Source organism: Methylobrevis pamukkalensis, from assembly GCF_001720135.1.
GTDB classification, from domain to species: domain Bacteria; phylum Pseudomonadota; class Alphaproteobacteria; order Rhizobiales; family Pleomorphomonadaceae; genus Methylobrevis; species Methylobrevis pamukkalensis.
Genome location: NZ_MCRJ01000028.1, coordinates 1 through 17253, shown reverse-complemented (window position 1 = coordinate 17253; position 17253 = coordinate 1). Strand labels below are relative to the sequence as shown.

12 protein-coding genes and 3 pseudogenes are annotated in these 17253 nt (G+C 68.4%); all 15 read right to left on the bottom strand.

Annotation, left to right across the window (positions count from 1 at the left end; all coding sequences use genetic code 11):
- Positions 1-5: 5 nt before the first annotated feature.
- The gene (locus A6302_RS24250) at positions 6-731 is read right to left on the bottom strand and encodes a POTRA domain-containing protein (RefSeq protein ID WP_245293954.1); all 726 of its coding nucleotides are present in this window, start codon (positions 729-731) and stop codon (positions 6-8) included.
- A gap of 252 nt (positions 732-983) precedes the next feature.
- A complete protein-coding gene (rseP, locus tag A6302_RS06780; RefSeq protein WP_069306411.1) occupies positions 984-2111 on the bottom strand; it encodes an RIP metalloprotease RseP in 1128 nt (375 codons plus the stop codon).
- A gap of 175 nt (positions 2112-2286) precedes the next feature.
- Complete coding sequence (gene dxr / locus A6302_RS06775; protein WP_069306410.1) at positions 2287-3576, bottom strand: 1-deoxy-D-xylulose-5-phosphate reductoisomerase; 1290 nt, start codon at positions 3574-3576, stop codon at positions 2287-2289.
- On the bottom strand, positions 3570-4415 hold the full coding sequence (locus A6302_RS06770; RefSeq protein WP_069306409.1) for a phosphatidate cytidylyltransferase: 846 nt from the start codon (positions 4413-4415) through the stop codon (positions 3570-3572). The genes dxr and A6302_RS06770 overlap by 7 nt, the downstream gene beginning before the upstream one ends.
- Complete coding sequence (locus tag A6302_RS06765) at positions 4412-5173, bottom strand: isoprenyl transferase (protein WP_069306408.1); 762 nt, start codon at positions 5171-5173, stop codon at positions 4412-4414. The genes A6302_RS06770 and A6302_RS06765 overlap by 4 nt, the downstream gene beginning before the upstream one ends.
- 186 nt (positions 5174-5359) lie before the next feature.
- Positions 5360-5923, bottom strand: a complete 564-nt coding sequence (frr, locus tag A6302_RS06760; protein WP_069306407.1) for a ribosome recycling factor — start codon at positions 5921-5923, stop codon at positions 5360-5362.
- A 110-nt stretch (positions 5924-6033) separates the two neighbouring features.
- A pseudogene (pyrH, locus tag A6302_RS06755) lies at positions 6034-6695 on the bottom strand (UMP kinase).
- Between the two features lie 329 nt (positions 6696-7024).
- Complete coding sequence (tsf, locus tag A6302_RS06750; protein WP_069306406.1) at positions 7025-7957, bottom strand: translation elongation factor Ts; 933 nt, start codon at positions 7955-7957, stop codon at positions 7025-7027.
- A 241-nt stretch (positions 7958-8198) separates the two neighbouring features.
- Entirely contained in the window at positions 8199-8990 is a 792-nt protein-coding gene (rpsB, locus tag A6302_RS06745) for a 30S ribosomal protein S2 (RefSeq protein ID WP_069306405.1), read from the bottom strand.
- A 288-nt stretch (positions 8991-9278) separates the two neighbouring features.
- Positions 9279-12728 (bottom strand): DNA polymerase III subunit alpha, encoded by a 3450-nt coding sequence (dnaE, locus tag A6302_RS06740; RefSeq protein WP_069306404.1) that lies wholly within the window; start codon positions 12726-12728, stop codon positions 9279-9281.
- A 117-nt stretch (positions 12729-12845) separates the two neighbouring features.
- A complete protein-coding gene (locus A6302_RS06735; RefSeq protein WP_069306403.1) occupies positions 12846-13187 on the bottom strand; it encodes a hypothetical protein in 342 nt (113 codons plus the stop codon).
- A gap of 205 nt (positions 13188-13392) precedes the next feature.
- Entirely contained in the window at positions 13393-14118 is a 726-nt protein-coding gene (locus A6302_RS06730; RefSeq protein WP_069306423.1) for an ABC transporter ATP-binding protein, read from the bottom strand.
- Positions 14118-15385 (bottom strand): annotated as a pseudogene (locus A6302_RS06725) (lipoprotein-releasing ABC transporter permease subunit). The gene A6302_RS06730 and the pseudogene A6302_RS06725 overlap by 1 nt, the downstream one beginning before the upstream one ends.
- Before the next feature lie 197 nt (positions 15386-15582).
- Positions 15583-16898, bottom strand: a pseudogene (gene proS, locus A6302_RS06720) (proline--tRNA ligase).
- Between the two features lie 156 nt (positions 16899-17054).
- The coding region (locus A6302_RS23445; RefSeq protein WP_210183278.1) for a hypothetical protein at positions 17055-17253 on the bottom strand (199 nt) is incomplete at its 5' end.

Below are 17253 nucleotides of genomic sequence, written 5' to 3'. Positions count from 1 at the left end.
CGAGATCACGCGGAAGTCGGCGTAGCGTTCTTGTAGTAGAAGCGGCGCAGCAGCTCCTGATCGGAATTCATCCGGTCCGGATCGTAGTTGTCCGTCGTGCGCAGCCAGCCGAGCAGGCCGGTCTCGCGCGACTGGATCACGCTCTGCAGCCGGCCGTCGCCGAAGGCCTTGTTGCCGATGAAGGTGATCTTGGAGATTTCGGTCCGCGGACCCTCGTCGATCTTGAAGACGAGGTCGACGCGGTTCTCGCCGAGGTCGATGACCTGGGGATCGACGGTCGCGTTGTAGCGGCCGGTGCGACGGTAGAGCTCGAGAAGGCGCTGCGTGTCCGACTGGACCTTGGCCTGGGTCAGGACCGCGCGCGGCTTGAGCTCGATGGCGGCCGCCAGCGTCTTGTCGTCGTGGTGATCGTTGCCCTCGAAGGCGACGCGGCCGATGATCGGGTTCTCCGACACGGCCACGATTAGGGTCGAGCCCTGACGCGAGATCCGGACATCCGAGAACAGGCCGGTGTCGAACAGCGCCTTCACCGACGCGTCGATGTCGAGGGCCCCGTAGGACTGCCCCGGCTTGATCGTGACGTAGGAGACGACCGTGCTTTCCTCGACGCGGGTGTTGCCCGTCACCGAGATGCGGCTGATCACCTCGGCATGGGCGGAAGCAGCGCCGAGAAGCGGAAGCCCGCTGGACACGACCGGAAGCGCCGTCCCGACGACGGCAGCAACAGCCATGACCCTGAACATCTGGAAAAGTGTTCTCATGAGATACTCGAACCCGCTGTTTCTAGCGCCAGAACCCCCGTCACGACGGAATCTGACTCTGTCACGCCCTTGAGTTTCATACAGTGTTTCCACTGCCGTTCAAGCGCACCCCTGGCCTCGAAGGCATTTACCGGACGACAGTTGCCATCGGGCAACGCCGCCGGAAAATGCCGTTGTCCCTCGGGCGTGGCCGGCCGGGCCACACCCTACCCTTGCGCCGTGTCAGCCGACGCCGGTCCAGCGCATGATGTCGTTCCATGTCGCGAACAGCATCAGCGCCAGCACCAGCGTCATGCCGATCTGGAAGCCCACGCCCTGCGCCCGCTCCGATAGCGGCCGGCCGCGCACGGCCTCGACCGCGTAGAACATCAGGTGCCCGCCGTCGAGCATGGGCACCGGAAAGAGATTGATCATGCCGATGCTGACCGACATCACCGCGGCAAGGTTGACCAGCGCGGCAAAGCCGAGCGTCGCGACCTGGCCGGAAATCTGGGCGACCCGGATCGGGCCGCCGAGCTGGTCGGCCGGCTCCACGCCGAGAACGACGTTGCGCAGATAGTCGAGCGATCGCTCGAGGATGTACCAGGTCTGCGCCGCCCCCGCGCCCACTGCCTCGAGCGGGCCGTAGTGCTTCAGCGTCATCTCGCCGGTGCGGGTGATGCCGAGCAGTCCGACCCGGATCTCGTTGCCGAAGCGGTCGTCCATCGTCTGCCACTTCGGGCTGGCGAGAAGTTCGATCGTCTCGCCGGCGCGCTCCACCGAGAAGCGCAGCGTGTCGGTGGCACTGGCCCCGACCACGCGCTGGATCTCGCCGAAATCGGAAATCGGGCTGCCCTCGATGGCGACGATCAGGTCGCCCTCCTCGAAGCCGGCCTCCGCGGCCGCGCTGTCCGGCATGACGCTGCCGACGAGCGGCGGGTAGACGGGCTGGCCGTAGGACATGAAGAAGAAGGCGAAGATCGCGATCGCCAGCAGGAAATTGGCGGCGGGACCGGCGGCAACGATCGCCGCGCGCCGCGCGATGCTCTTGGTCTGGAAACGGCCGGCCTCGTCCTCGGGAGACAGCGGCACGCGCGGCGCACCGGTCTGGGCGCTCGCCGCATTCATGTCGTCGATGAATTTCACGTAGCCGCCGAGCGGAATGGCGGCGAGGCGCCAGCGCGTGCCCTTGCGGTCGACGAAGGCGAAGATCTCCGGGCCGAATCCGATCGAGAACGCCTTGACCTTCACCCCGCACAGCCGCGCCACGACGAAATGGCCGAGCTCGTGTACGAAGACGACGACAAGGAGCACGAACAGGAACGGCACGAGATAGCCGACGAGGCCGTACAATCCCTCGAGGATGGACATCGTAAACCGCACTTTCTGCGAGACGCCACACAATCGGCGCCAGTTACGCGACGCCGGAGTATCGCATGCCGGATGGAGGTTTCCAAAGCCGCTCCGATACGCGGAGCGCAGGCCACCGATGCCGCCGACGTGCCGTCATGGTCGCAGTCCCATGACGCCTCACGACGATGGTTACCTAAAATCCTTCACAAATCTTATCCGTTCTGGACAGATTCGGGAGAGGGAACACGCATTGCGAGTCCCCGCGCCTAGCGCGCGAAGGCGTGACAGCTTCAAGAGCTTTGTGCCGCGCTGCAGCATCAAGGTCAAGGGCGTCGTCGAGCGAGGCCGGGACCGCCGACAGGCCGCGGGATTCGCAGGCCGAGAGGGTTTCCTCGACGACGGCGGCGATCTGCAGATAACCGAGGCGATCGGCGAGAAATTCGGCCACCGCCACCTCGTTGGCGGCGTTGAGGACCGTGGCCGCCCCCCCTCCCCGCGCCATCGCCGCCTCGGCAAGGCCGAGACAGGGGAAGGTCTCGCGGTCGGGCGCCTCGAAGGTGAGGGTGCCGAGCCGGGCAAGGTCGAGCGGGGCCACCGGGGCCGCCATTCGCGCCGGCCAGGCGAGGCAGCAGGCGATCGGCGTGCGCATGTCGGGGCTGCCGAGCTGGGCGAGCAGCGAGCCGTCGCGGTAGCGCACCAGCCCGTGAACCACGGACTGCGGATGCACCAGCACGCCGAGGCGCTCGGCCGGAACGGCGAACAGGTGATGGGCCTCGATCAGTTCGAGGCCCTTGTTCATCAGCGTGGCGGAATCGATGGTGATCTTGGCGCCCATGCTCCACTTCGGGTGGCGCAGCGCCTGCTGGCGGGTCACGTGGCGCAGCTGCTCGCGGGTGAAGCCGCGGAACGGCCCGCCGGAGGCGGTCAGCACGATCTCCTCGACAAAATCGCGGTTGGCCTCTTCCAGCACCTGGAAGATGGCGTTGTGCTCCGAATCGACCGGCAGCACCGTGGCTCCGGCGCGGCGCGCGCTGTCCATGAAGAACGCGCCGGCGCAGACGAGACATTCCTTGTTGGCGAGCGCCACGGTGGGCGCGCTGCGCAGGGCCGCGAGCGTCGGGGCAAGGCCCGCGGCGCCGACGATGGCGGAGACCACGATGTCCGCCGGCCGGCTCGCCGCCTCGATCACGCCCTCCGGTCCGCCGAGGGCTTCGATTCCCGTACCGGCGAGCCGATCGCGCAGCTCCGGCCAGACGGCGGGATCGGCGATGGCGGTGGCCCTGGCGCGGAGCGAGATGGCGAGATCGGCAAGCGCCGCCACGTCGCGGTTGGCGGTCAGCGCCTCGACGGCAAAGCGCTCCGGGTCGCGGGCCAGAAGATCGCAGGTGCTGCGGCCGACCGAACCGGTGGCGCCGAGCACGGTGATGCGGCGGCGCGGGCCGGCGCCGCGAGAATCGCCCGCCTCCTCCGCTCCGCTCACCATCGGATCAGCCCCGCGGCGAGCGAGGGGCCGCCATGGGCAAGACCGATCGCCGCGGCAAGGATCGCCGCCGGGATCAGGCCATCGACGCGGTCCATGATGCCCCCATGGCCGGGAATGATCGTGCCCGAATCCTTGACGTCGAACCGCCGCTTCACCGCCGATTCGCCGAGGTCGCCGAGTTGGGAGACGACCGAAAGAATGAAAGCGATGCCGGCAACGACGGCAGGCGACGGCAGGCCGGCGACAAGGGCGAGGAGAAGGCCGGCGAGCACCGCGCTGAGCGCGCCGCCGATCGCGCCCGACCAGGTCTTCTTCGGCGAGACGCGCGGCCACAGTTTCGGTCCACCGAGCGCCCGGCCGGCGAAATAGGCGCAGCTGTCGGTGGTCCAGACGGTGACGAGCACGAACACGACCGCGATGAAGCCGTCCGGTCCCTCGCGCAGCAGCGACAGGGCGATGCCCGGGGCGCCGCCATAGAGCAGGCCGGCCGCGACCCAGAGATAGCGCGAGCCGGCGGTGAGCGCGGCCACCGCGAACAGGCCGGCGCCCAGCACGAGGCCGCCCATCGCACCGGATGCGCCGGCCGGCGTTCCGAGCACGACGAGACCGCAGAACACCGGCAGGGCCCGGCCGAGATACTGCGAGCCGCCCGGGGCGGCGATCCGCATCCATTCCATCACCACCAGCGCGCCGCCGAGCGCGACCATGGCGGTGAAGGCAAGGCCGCCGGCGAAGGTGAGGCCGATGGCGAGCGGAACCAGCACCAGGGAGGCGACGAGGCGCTTGTAGAAGTTGGCCGAGACGATCGGCGGCGCCTCCTCGGGTCCCGCGCCGCTCATGCGCCGGCCTTCGCCGAGAGGCCGCCGTAGCGGCGGTCCCGGTTCTGGAATTCGAAGAGCGCGCGGTCGAAATCCTGCTCGCGGAAGTCCGGCCACAGCACCGGCACGAACACGAACTCGGCATAGGCCGCCTGCCACAGCAGGAAGTTCGACAGGCGCTGCTCGCCGCTGGTGCGGATGATCAGGTCCGGATCCGGGATCTCGGCGGTCATCAGGTGGCGGGCGAGCGCCGTCTCGTCGATGTCTTCCGCGCGCATCCGGCCGGCGACGACCTCGGCGGCCAGGCTGCGGGCCGCGCGGGCGATCTCGTCGCGGCTGCCGTAGTTGAAAGCAACGACGAGGGTCATGGCGGTGTTGGCGGCGGTCAGGCTCTCGGCCTCGTCCAGCAGCGCACCGATGTCGCCGGGGAGATTCTCGCGGCCGCCGACGACGCGCACCCGGACGCCCGACCGGTGCAGGTCGATCAGATCCTTGCGGATGAACACGCGCAGCAGCGTCAGGAGATCGGCGACCTCGTCGGCCGGCCGGTTCCAGTTTTCCGAGCTGAAGGAGAAGAGCGTGAGATAGGCGATGCCGCGCCGTCCGGCGTGGCGGACGATGTCGCGCACCGTCTGGACGCCGCGGCGATGGCCTTCGGCGCGGGCAAGACCACGGGAATGCGCCCAGCGGCCGTTGCCGTCCATGATGATCGCGACATGGCGGGGAAGCGCATGGACCGCCGTGCTCTCTTCCGCCACCGCGTCGGTTCTCACCGTCATTGCCCTCATCCGCAGCGCGCCCGTCCGGCGGCGAGGCGGCCCTGGTCCCGAGACCGGATCGCGCCGCCACCTTGCGCCCCGAAGCCGAACGCTCCGCGCCGGGGCCTGTCCTGCCGGTGACCTCCGGCGTGCTTCGGGCGGCAGCCTGCAGGCTGCGCAAGCCGCCTGCCCGTCCCCCGCGGGAGGTCAGACCTGCATGATTTCCTGCTCCTTGGCGGCCAGCATCCGGTCCGCTTCGGAGATCGACTCGTCCGTCAGCTTCTGGACACGGTCCGCAAGGACCCGCGACTCATCTTCGCTAATGGAAGCGTCCTTTTCCAGCTTCTTCAGCCCGTCCATGCCGTCGCGCCGCACGTGGCGAATGGCGACCTTGGCCGCCTCGGTGTACTTGTGCGCGATCTTGACCAGTTCCTTGCGGCGGTCGGTGTTCAGCTCCGGGATCGGCAGGCGCATCAGCGTGCCGTCGATGATCGGGTTCAGGCCGAGATTCGACTCGCGGATGGCGCGCTCCACGGCGCCCACCATCTGCTTGTCCCACACCTGCACCGACAGCATGCGCGATTCCGGCACGCTGACCGTCGCCACCTGGGTGAGCGGCATGGTCGCGCCCCAGGCTTCCACGACGATCGGATCGAGCAGGCTGGCGCTGGCGCGGCCGGTGCGCAGTCCCGAGAGTTCGTTCTTGAAGACCGAGAGGCTGCTCTGCATGCGCCGCTTCAGGTCATCGATCAGGTTCGTGCCATCTGCCATGTTCTTCTTCCACCCTGCTGGCAAGACCGGCGCCCCTCACCCTTGCGGGCACGGGCATGCTGGAAGCCCGCCGCGCATGGGCGGCATGCGGGCTTCGCGCGTCCGGTCGGTCAATCGGCGATCAAGGTCGAGCGCCCGGCGCCGGTGAGCACCTCGACGAAGGCCCCCGGCTCGTGAATGGAAAAGACGATTACCGGAATACGGTTGTCCCGGGCAAGCGCTATCGCGGCCGCGTCCATCACCTCGAGGCCGCGCGCGAGCACGTCCTGGTGGCTGAGCTTGTCGTAGCGGGTGGCATCGGGGTCCTTCTTGGGATCGGCGCTGTAGACGCCGTCGACCTGGGTGCCCTTGAAGATGCCGTCGCACTGCATCTCGGCCGCCCGCAGGGCGGCGCCGCTGTCGGTGGTGAAGAAGGGATTGCCGGTGCCGCCGACGAAGACCACCACATGGCCCTTCTCGAGGCCGCGCGCGCGTCGCGCTGGGTGAAGGTCGAGCAGATCACCGGCATGTCGACCGCGGAAAACACGCGGGCGCGCACGCCGAGCCGCTCGATGGCGCTGCGCAGCGACAGGCCGTTCATCACGGTCGCCAGCATGCCGAGATAGTCGCCGGTCGTCCGGTCGCCGCCCTCGGCCGCAATCTTGACGCCGCGGAAGATGTTGCCGCCGCCGACGACCACGCCGACCTGGACACCGAGATCCTGGGCCTCGACGATCTCGCGCGCCACGCGCTCCACCACCGCCGAATCGATACCGAAGCCCTTGTCGCCCATCAGGGCTTCGCCCGAGAGCTTGAGGAGAACGCGCTTGTAGATCGGCTGTCGCGCCATGACGTCGGTCCCTTGTAAATCGCCCTGGCGAGGTGTCCGCACGGGTCACCCGGCCGTCGCCCGCAGGAGCAATAGGCCATCGCCGTAAAGAAGTCTTCCAACATTGCGGTGCCCGCGGGCCGCTTCTGGCGCGCCGGGAAGGCTTCCGCACAGCCTGGTGAAAGGGCGGACATGGAAAAGGCGCCGGACACGCCGGCGCCTTTTCACGTGTGGAGAGGAAAGGGCGAGGCGCCCTCTCCCGGGGCCCGGCCCGGACGGACCAGACCCGACGATCAGGCCTTGCCGGTACCGGCCGCCGCGGCGACCTCGGCGGCAAAGTCCGTCTCTTCCTTCTCGATGCCCTCGCCGAGATTGAAGCGGGCAAAGGCCTTGACCTTGATCGGCGCGCCGACCGTGGCCTCGGCGGCCTTCACGGCGGCCTCGACGGTCTTGTCCGGGTCCATCACGAAGGGCTGCTTGAGGAGGGTGACCTCCTCGTAGAACTTGCGGATGCGGCCCTCGACCATCTTCTCGATGATGTTGGCCGGCTTGCCCGATTCCCTGGCCTGCTCGGAGAAGATCGCGCGCTCGCGCTCGATCACGTCCTCGGAGATCTCGTCCGGCGTGACGCCGAGCGGGCTGGTGGCGGCGACATGCATGGCGATCTGGCGGCCGAGCTTCATCAGTTCGTCCGCGTTGCCGGCCGATTCGAGCGCGACCAGCACGCCGATCTTGCCGAGGCCCTCGGCGACCACCGCGTGGACGTAGGGGGCGACGACGCCCTGCTCGACCTCGAGGACGAGCGCGCGGCGCAGCGTCATGTTCTCGCCGATGGTGGCGACCAGGTCCTTGACCTCGGCCTCGACCGAATGACCCTTGCCCGGGTAGGCGGCCGCGCCGACCGCGGCGATGTCGCCGTCGACGTTGACCGCCACTTCGGCGACGTTGCGCACGAGGGTCTGGAACGCCTCGTTGCGGGCCACGAAGTCGGTCTCGGAGTTGACCTCGACGACCGCGGCCTTGGTGCCGGACACGGCGACGCCGACGAGGCCCTCGGCCGCAACCCGGCCGGCCTTCTTGGCGGCCTTGGACAGGCCCTTGGCGCGCAGCCAGTCGATCGCGGCTTCGATGTCGCCGTCGGTCTCCTTGAGCGCGTTCTTGCAGTCCATCATGCCCGCGCCGGTCTTCTCGCGGAGGTCCTTCACCTGAGCAGCCGAGATGGTCATCTGAGCCAGTTCCTTTTCGTCATCGGCAGATCGAATGCCGCCTCCATGGTGCCGCGCATTGCGACAGGCGGATGACGGAGACGGCGGGCTGCCGGAAAATCGGGCAAGCGCCCGGGGCCCGATGGCCACCGGCGCGCGACAAATATGGAGATCCGTCCCGTGGAACGGAGGCGCCGGCGCGGCATGGCTGCCGCGCGGCACACGGGGGCGGTGACCCGCCCCCGGACCGACCGGGCCGCGATCAGGCGGCCGGGGCAGCCGCCTCGGACTCGGGAGCGGCGGCCAGCGCCGGCTCCTCGAGCAGTTCCTCGGCGGCGCCGATGTCGACGCCGAAGTCGCCCTGGCCGCGCGAGATGCCGTCGATGGCGGCGCGGGCGATCAGGTCGCAGTAGAGCGCGAGCGCGCGGCCGGCGTCGTCGTTGCCCGGAACCGGGTAGGTGATGCCGTCCGGATCGCAGTTCGAATCGAGGATCGCCGCAACCGGGATGCCGAGACGACGGGCTTCCTGGATCGCGATGGCTTCCTTGTTCGTGTCGATCACGAAGATCAGGTCCGGAACGCCGCCCATGTCCTTGATGCCGCCGAGGGCACGCTCGAGCTTGTCACGCTCGCGGGTGAGGTTCAGGCGTTCCTTCTTGGTCAACTGGGTCGCCTGGGTGCCGAGCAGCATCTCGTCGAGCTTGCGCAGGCGCTGGATCGAGATCGAGATCGTCTTCCAGTTGGTCAGCATGCCGCCCAGCCAGCGGCTGTTCACGAAATACTGGGCCGACTTGCGGGCGGCGTCGGCGACGGGCTCCTGCGCCTGGCGCTTGGTGCCGACGATGAGCACGCGGCCGCCCTGGGCGACGGTGTCGCTGACCGCCTTCAGCGCCTGATGCAGCATCGGCACGGTCTGGGCGAGGTCGAGGATGTGGATGTTGTTGCGCGCGCCGAAGATGAAGGGCGCCATCTTCGGGTTCCAGCGGTGGGTCTGGTGACCGAAGTGGATGCCCGCTTCGAGAAGCTGGCGCATGGTGAAATCAGGGATAGCCATCAGTGTCGTCCTTTACCGGTTGATCCGCCGCGGGGGATTGGAACCTGGGTTCCGGTCACCGGTGGGATGCGCAGAAGCGCACCCGCGGCCCCGCGTGTGAGATGGCGGTGCTAATAGTCCAGTGAAGGAGCCTTGGCAACCCCGCGCGCCGCGGAAATCCGGCATGCGGGCCGTGCGGGACGCAGCTGCGCCCCCGGTAGCTGAGAGACTCACCCGGCAGGCCCGCCTCGATGCGCGGCCCCGTCCGCAGGACAGGGGCCTGCCGCAACCAATCCCGTGCAACGTCGCTCAGGCGAGCTCGACGTCGACCACGCCGGGAATCGCCTTCAGCGCGCCGGCAAGCTGCGGCGAGACGCGGTAGCTGCCGGGCAGCTTCACCTCCACCTCGCGGCGCCCCTCGTCGGCGAGCACGATCAGCGAGACGTCGCCGTCGCCGGCCGGCACGAGCTGGCGGTGGATGCTGTCCACCGGCTCGACGCTGCGCAGGAAGACGCGCAGCTTGTGCTGCAGCTTGGCGGCGGCCTCGTCGAGCGGCTCGACGCTGTCGATCCGCACGCTGATGCCCTCCGGCCGGTCCTCGGCGCCGACCAGCAGGATCAGCGACCGGCCGGGCTCGAGCATCTCCCGGTAATGGTTGAGGCCTTCCGAAAAGATCACCGCCTCGTACTGGCCCGACGGATCGGAGACGGCGAGGATGCCCATCTTGTTGCCGGACTTGGTCTTGCGCTCCTGCCGGCCGACGATGGTGCCCGCCAGCCGTCCCGCCGCCGCCCCGCGCTTGACCGCCACCGAGAACTCGGCCCAGGTCTGCACCCGCAGCCGGCCGAGCAGCGCGGCATAGGCGTCGAGCGGATGGGCCGAGAGATAGAAGCCGATCGCGGCATGCTCGCGCTGCAGCTGCTCCTCGGGAAGCCACGCGGCGACCACCGGCAGACGCACCGGCTCGACCTCGGCCGCGCCGCCGAACAGCTCGTCCTGGCCGCTCGCCGCCCGGTCGGCGCGATGCGCAGCTGCGCCCAGCACCTTCTCGATGCCCTCGAACATGCGCGCCCGGTTGCTCTCGATCCCGTCGAAGGCACCGGCGGCAACGAGGCTCTCCATCATCCGCTTGTTGAGCGCCTTCGGCTGGATGCGGGTCGCAAAGTCGGACAGGTCGGCAAAGGCGCGCCCGCCGCGCACCTCGACCAGATGCTCGACCGCCTGGCGCCCGACGCCCTTGATCGCGGCGAGTGCATAGAGGATGCGCCCGTCCTTCACCTCGAACTCGACGTCCGAGCGGTTGATCGACGGCGGCATCACCTCGATGCCGAGCCGGATCGCCTCGCGGCGGAAGTCGTTGAGCTTGTCGGTGTTGCCCATGTCGAGCGTCATCGACGCCGCCATGAACTCGACCGGATGGTTGGCCTTCAGATAGGCGGTCTGGTAGGCGACCAGCGCATAGGCGGCCGCGTGCGACTTGTTGAAGCCGTAGTCCGCGAACTTGGCGAGCAGGTCGAAGATCGTGTCGGACTGGGCCTTGTCGAGCCCGGCCCGCAGCGCGCCCTCGACGAAGCGCGCGCGCTGGTCGTCCATCTCCGACTTGATCTTCTTGCCCATGGCCCGGCGCAGCATGTCCGCTTCGCCGAGCGAATAGCCGGACAGGATCTGCGCGATCTGCATCACCTGTTCCTGGTAGACGATGATGCCGTAGGTCTCTTTGAGCACCGGCTCCAGCAGCGGGTGGATGTAGTCGGGAACCTCGTGGCCGTGTTTGCGCGCGCCGTAGACCGGGATGTTGGCCATCGGACCCGGCCGGTAGAGCGCGACGAGGGCGATGATGTCCTCGAAGCGGTCCGGCTTGATGTCGGCGATCGCCTTGCGCATGCCCATGCTTTCCAGCTGGAACACGCCGACGGTCTCGCCGCGCTGGAGCATCGCATAGGTGGGCGGATCGTCGAGTGGCAAGGCGGAAAGGTCGACGTTCACCCCGCGCCGGGCGATGAGATCGACCGCCTTCTGCAGCACGGTCAGTGTCTTCAGGCCGAGGAAGTCGAACTTCACGAGGCCGGCGCTCTCCACCCATTTCATGTTGTACTGGGTGACCGGCATGTCGGAGCGCGGATCGCGGTAGAGCGGCACCAGCTGGTCGAGCGGCCGGTCGCCGATGACGATGCCGGCGGCGTGGGTCGAGGCGTGGCGGTAGAGGCCTTCGAGCTTCAACGCCATGTCGAGCAGACGGTCGACGATCTCCTCGTCGCGCCGCGCCTCGCGCAGGCGCGGTTCGTCGGTGATCGCCTGGGCGAGCGTCACCGGATTGGCCGGGTTCTGGGGCACCAGCTTGCACAGCCGGTCGACCTGGCCGTAGGGCATCTGCAGCACGCGGCCGACGTCGCGCAGCACGGCGCGGGCCTGCAGCGTGCCGAAGGTGATGATCTGCGCCACCTGCTCGCGGCCGTATTTCTCCTGCACGTAGCGGATCACCTCGTCGCGGCGGTCCTGGCAGAAGTCGATGTCGAAGTCCGGCATCGAGACGCGTTCGGGATTGAGGAAGCGCTCGAACAGCAGGGCAAAGCGCATCGGGTCGAGGTCGGTGATGGTCAGCGCCCAGGCGACGAGCGACCCGGCGCCGGACCCGCGCCCCGGACCGACCGGAATGCCCTGCCCCTTGGCCCACTTGATGAAGTCGGCAACGATCAGGAAGTAGCCGGGAAACTTCATCCCCGAGATGATCGACAGCTCGAACTCGAGCCGGGCGCGGTACTCGTCCTCGCCGAGGCCGGGGGCGGTGCCATGGCGCGCCAGCCGGAGCGCAAGACCCTCGCGGGCCTGGCGTTCGAGTTCCAGCGCCTCCACCCGTTCCGCCTCGCCGACGTCGGCGACATCGCCGCCGGCAAAGCGCGGCAGGATCGGCTTGCGCTTCTTCGGACGGACGTTGCAGCGCCGCGCGATCTCGACGGTGTTGTCGAGCGCCTCCGGCAGGTCGCGGAAGGTGGCGACCATCTCGGCCCTTGTCTTGAAATAGTGTTCGGGCGTCAGCCGGCGCCGGTTGTCGTCGGCCATCACCCGGCCCTCGGCGATGGCGATCAGCGCGTCGTGGGCCTCGAAGGCGTCGCGATCGGGAAAGAAGCACTCGTTGGTGGCGACGATCGGCAGGCCGCGCGCATAGGCGAGATCGAGCAGGCCCGATTCGGCGAGGCGCTCGGCTTCGGTGCCGTGACGCTGGAGCTCGACATAGAGCCGGTCGCCGAACAGGGCGTACAGGCGTTCGAGCCGCTGGTCCGCCAGCACCCGGTGGCCGCCGACGATGGCCCGGTCGATCGGCCCGCTCGGGCCGCCGGTGAGCAGGATGATGCCGTCCGTCATGCCTTCGAGGGCCGTGAAGGGAAGATGGGCGAGCGCGCCGGGCTCGGTCTCCATGTAGGAGCGGCTGACGAGGGTCACGAGATTGTCGAAGCCGCGCGCGGTCGCGGCGATCAGGACCAGCGAATAGAGATTCGGGCCGGCGTTGGGGCGGCGCGGATCGAGTGCCTCGTCGGCAAAGTCGATGGCGATCTCGCAGCCGACGATCGGCTGCAATCCGGCACCGGCGGCCTTCTCGGAAAATTCCAGGGCGCCGAACAGGTTGCCGCGGTCGATGACGCCCACGGCCGGCTGCCGGTCCTTGGTGGCGAGATCGACGATCTTGCCGAGCGGCAGCGCGCCTTCCAGCAGCGAGTAGGCCGAGTGCACCCGAAGATGCACGTAGTCGAGATCCGCCATGGCCGTCCGCCCTTTCGCGCCCGCACCGGACGCCCTTCCCGGAGACATGACCGCAAACGGTCCGGCACCTCAACCACCGATCGGCCGGCTGGCGGCCACCGCTGTGGAAAAGACCCGTCAGGCGGCGACGAGTGCCAGCATCGTCGAGAACACGACCAGCGCCGAGAGGCCGGCCACGTCCCGCACCAGACGGGAGTTCGCCACATGGCGGGCGGCGACCCGGTGCAGCGGCTCCACGAAATCGGCGACCGGCACCGCGCGGCCGATCCGGCCGTCACGGCGGGCAACCGCGATCAGCAGATGCCGGCAGCGCTCGTCGAGATCGCCGACCCGGCCGCGGCGGGCGTGGATCTCGCCGATTCGCGCGAGCGTGTCGCGGGCCAGGGTGTCACGAACCAAGGTGCCACGGGCATGAGTGCGGTTGCGAACGCCGGGGGTGCAGAGCGGTGCGGGGAACATGAACGCCTCCTCGTATTCCCGTTTTGTTCTTGTCACTATGTTGCCATTCCGTTCTCCTCGTCAAGAGCCGTTTTCAAGAGTCGCAAGTCGGAGGTCGGGCAGGGAAAGAGCCGTCGGACTGTCATGGGCCGTTTGCGGGACGGCGCGCCGCGCCGCCCCGTTCAGTCATCCGGCCAGCACCGTCCGGTGGGGGCCCGCCCTAAGCTCAGTCGCGCGGAACGACCTTGCCGTCGGCCAGCGTGATCCGGCGGTCCATGCGCGCCGCGATCTCCATGTTGTGCGTGGCGATCAGCGCGGAGAGGCCGGTGCCGCGCACCAGCGCCAGCAGGGCATCGTAGACATAGTGCGACGTCTTGGGGTCGAGGTTGCCGGTCGGCTCGTCGGCGAGCAGCAGCCGCGGGGCGTTGGCGACCGCGCGGGCGATGGCGACGCGCTGGCGTTCGCCGCCGGAAAGCTCCGCCGGCAGATGGCTCGCCCGGTTGTCGAGCTTGAGGTAGGCGAGCAGCGCCATGGCGCGCTCGCGGGCATCGCTTCGGCCGAGGCCGGCGATCATCTGCGGCACGACCAGGTTTTCCACCGCCGTGAATTCCGGCAGCAGGTGGTGGAACTGATAGACGAAGCCGATGTCGCTGCGGCGGATCGCCGTGCGGGCAGCATCGTCGAGGGTGGCGCAGGCGCGGCCGCAGACCCGGATGTCGCCGCTGTCGGGCTTTTCCAGGAGGCCGGCGATCTGCAGCAGCGTGGACTTGCCGGTGCCGGACGGGGCGACGAGGCCGACGATCTCGCCCGGGTGGAGCGTGAAGTCCGCGCCGGTGAGGATCTCGAGGCGGCCCTGCCCTTCGGCGAAGGCCCGGGTGATGCCGACGAGTTCGAGCGTCGGGACGCCCTCGACGATCGCCGAGGCCGTGGGCTGGGCGGACTTGGCCGTCATCATTCGTACCTCAGGGCTTCGACCGGATCGAGCCGCGCGGCGCGCCAGGCGGGATAGACGGTGGCGAGGAAGGACAGCCCCAGCGCCATCAGCAGCACGGTGACGGTCTCGCCGACCTGGATCTCGGCCGGAAGCTGGCTGAGATAGTAGAGCTCTGGCGAGAAGATCTCCGTGCGCGTCAGCCAGGAGACGAACTGCCGGATCGATTCGATGTTGAGGCAGACCACCATGCCGAGCAGGAAGCCGGCCAGGGTGCCGACGACGCCGATGCTGGCGCCGGTGATCAGGAAGATGCGCAGGATCGAGCCGCGGGTCGCGCCCATGGTGCGCAGGATCGCGATGTCGTGGCCCTTGTCCTTCACGAGCATGGTCAGGCCCGAGATGATGTTGAGGGCGGCCACCAGCACGATCATCGTCAGGATCATGAACATCACGTTGCGCTCCACCTCGAGCGCGGAAAAGAAGGTGACGTTGCGCTGTCGCCAGTCGGAGAGACGTTCGGCCGCCCGGCTGCGGTGCCGATGCTGTCGCGCAGACCGCCGACCATGTCGGGATCGTCGAGGAACACGTCGATCGCGCTCGCCACCCCGTCGAGGCTGAAATAGCGCTGCGCCTCCTCGATCGGCATGAAGACGAAGGTGGAGTCATATTCCGACATGCCGATCTCGTAGATCGACGAGACCTCGTAGGCCTTCACCCGCGGCGTGGTGCCGAGCGCGGTGACGGTGCCCTTGGGGCTGACCAGCGTCACCCGGTCACCGACCGCGACGCCGAGATTCTGCGCGAGGCGCACGCCGATGGCGATGCCGGTGCCCGAATCGAAGCCGTCGAGCGTGCCCTGGCGGAGAGTGCCGGCGATCAGGGGAATGTTCTCCAGATCCATGGCGGTGACGCCGCGCACCAGCGTGCCGAAGGCGCCGGACGGGCCGGAGGCGAGCACCTGGCCCTCCACGAAGGGCATCGCCAGGCGCACGCCCTTCACCTCGGCGATGCGCCGGGCCACCTCGGTGTAGTCGGTGAAAGGGGTGTCGATCGGCTGGACCACCACATGGCCGTTGATGCCGAGGATCTTGTCGAGCAGCTGGCCGCGGAAGCCGTTCATGACCGCCATGACGATGATCAGCGTGGCAACGCCCAGCATGATGCCGAGGAAGGAAAAGCCCGCGATCACCGAAATGAAGGCTTCCTCGCGGCGCGAGCGCAGATAGCGTCCGGCCAGCATCCACTCGAAAGGCTCGAACAGCCTGAACGACGGCAAGGTCTTCATGTGCGGATCCGTTCCGGCGCGGATCGGGGCGCCGTCTTTCTGGTCAATTTCGGGAGAATCGCCAACGATGGGAATCGTATCATGCCGGGTGCTTCTCCGAGAAAAGCGGCGGAACTCCGGCAGCACAAGCCGTTGCTGCCGAAGCCGTCCGATTGCCCACCGAATTCCCTCGCCACCGTCGCGGGAGCCGCAATGCCTCAGCCCGCGAGCCGTGCCAGCGCCGATTCGAGGGACAGCGTCTCGCGCTCGCCGGTGGCGCGCCGCTTCAGCTCGACGACGCCGTCGGCCAGGCCCTTCGGCCCGACGATCAGCTGCCAGGGCAGGCCGATCAGGTCCATGGTGGCGAACTTGGCCCCTGCCCGGCCGTCGGTGTCGTCATAGAGCACGTCGCGGCCGGCCGCCTCGAGGCGGGCGAGGATGTTCTCGCAGGCCAGATCCACGGCCGCATCGCCGGCCTTGAGATTGATGAGGCCGACGTCGAAGGGGGCGACAGACTCCGGCCAGACGATGCCGGCGTCGTCGTGTCCGGCCTCGATCAGGGCCGCGACGAGGCGCGACACGCCGATGCCGTAGGAGCCCATGTGCACCGGGCGCTCGACGCCGTCGGGGCCGGCGACCTTCGCGCCCATCGGCTCGGAATACTTGGTGCCGAAATAGAAGATGTGGCCGACCTCGATGCCGCGCGCGTCACCTGCCGGTTGGCGGGAAGCTCGGCGAAGGCCGCCTCGTCGTGCATCTCCTCGGTGGCCGCGTATTTCGCGGTCCAGTCGGCGACGATCGGCGACAGATCCGACTCGAAATCGACGTCGGCGCCGGGGACCGGGGTTTCGAGCAGCTCGCGATCGAGGAAGACGGCGCTTTCGCCGGTCGAGGCGAGCACGATGAACTCGTGGGTCATGTCGCCGCCGATCGGGCCGGAGTCGGCCTTCATCGGGATCGCCTTGAGGCCGAGGCGCTCGAAGGTGCGCAGATAGGCGACGAACATCCGGTTGTAGGCCCGGCGTGCGCCTTCCTGGTCGACGTCGAAGGAATAGGCGTCCTTCATCAGGAACTCGCGGCCGCGCATCACGCCGAAGCGCGGGCGGACCTCGTCGCGGAACTTCCACTGGATATGGTAGAGGTTGCGCGGCAGGTCGCGGTAGGAGCGCACGTAGGACCGAAAGATGTCGGTAATCATCTCCTCGTTGGTGGGCCCGAACAGCATCTCGCGCTCGTGGCGATCGGTGATGCGCAGCATTTCCTTGCCGTAATCGTCGTAGCGCCCGCTTTCACGCCACAGGTCCGCCGACTGGATGGTCGGCATCAGGATCTCGATCGCGCCGGACCGGTTCTGCTCCTCGCGCACGATGCGGCCGACCTTGTCGAGCACCTTCAGGCCGAGCGGCAGCCAGGAGTAGATGCCCGCCGACTGCTGGCGCATCATGCCGGCGCGCAGCATCAGCCGATGCGAGACGATCTCGGCTTCCTTCGGCGTTTCTTTGAGGATCGGGAGGAAATAGCGCGACAGGCGCATCGGCGAGGCCTTTTTTGGTCATCGGGCGGGCATGGCGAGGGTCGTCCGTCGGTTCGCCCGCTGCGATCCGCCCTGCTCCGCAGCGATCGCGAAGCCGGCGAACCACCGGAAGCGTGCACCGGACAGGATCGGCGAAGCCACGCCACAGAAAGCGCATCACCGTGAAAAACTCAAGGCCCGCGCCCCGGATCGACGCCGGATCCACCCGCCCCGCTCGTGCGCGAGGCCCGGCCGATCGTGCGAAACCCCCGACAGTTCACAGCCCAAAAAGAAGGCAGCCGCCGCCGTCGCACCAAAATTCGTCATATCCTCATGGCTTTGCACCTTCGTGCCCGCCCCTGCAAAAGGTGCATAG

What these genes read in the sequence shown, in the direction of transcription:
- tsf (WP_069306406.1), bottom strand. Translation starts at nt 7,957, where the DNA reads ATGACCATCTCGGCTGCTCAGGTGAAGGACCTCCGCGAGAAGACCGGC.
- A6302_RS24250 (WP_245293954.1), bottom strand. Translation starts at nt 731, where the DNA reads ATGGCTGTTGCTGCCGTCGTCGGGACGGCGCTTCCGGTCGTGTCCAGC.
- dnaE (WP_069306404.1), bottom strand. Translation starts at nt 12,728, where the DNA reads ATGGCGGATCTCGACTACGTGCATCTTCGGGTGCACTCGGCCTACTCG.
- A6302_RS06765 (WP_069306408.1), bottom strand. Translation starts at nt 5,173, where the DNA reads ATGACGGTGAGAACCGACGCGGTGGCGGAAGAGAGCACGGCGGTCCAT.
- frr (WP_069306407.1), bottom strand. Translation starts at nt 5,923, where the DNA reads ATGGCAGATGGCACGAACCTGATCGATGACCTGAAGCGGCGCATGCAG.
- rpsB (WP_069306405.1), bottom strand. Translation starts at nt 8,990, where the DNA reads ATGGCTATCCCTGATTTCACCATGCGCCAGCTTCTCGAAGCGGGCATC.
- dxr (WP_069306410.1), bottom strand. Translation starts at nt 3,576, where the DNA reads ATGGTGAGCGGAGCGGAGGAGGCGGGCGATTCTCGCGGCGCCGGCCCG.
- A6302_RS06770 (WP_069306409.1), bottom strand. Translation starts at nt 4,415, where the DNA reads ATGAGCGGCGCGGGACCCGAGGAGGCGCCGCCGATCGTCTCGGCCAAC.
- A6302_RS06730 (WP_069306423.1), bottom strand. Translation starts at nt 14,118, where the DNA reads ATGACGGCCAAGTCCGCCCAGCCCACGGCCTCGGCGATCGTCGAGGGC.
- rseP (WP_069306411.1), bottom strand. Translation starts at nt 2,111, where the DNA reads ATGTCCATCCTCGAGGGATTGTACGGCCTCGTCGGCTATCTCGTGCCG.
- A6302_RS06735 (WP_069306403.1), bottom strand. Translation starts at nt 13,187, where the DNA reads ATGTTCCCCGCACCGCTCTGCACCCCCGGCGTTCGCAACCGCACTCAT.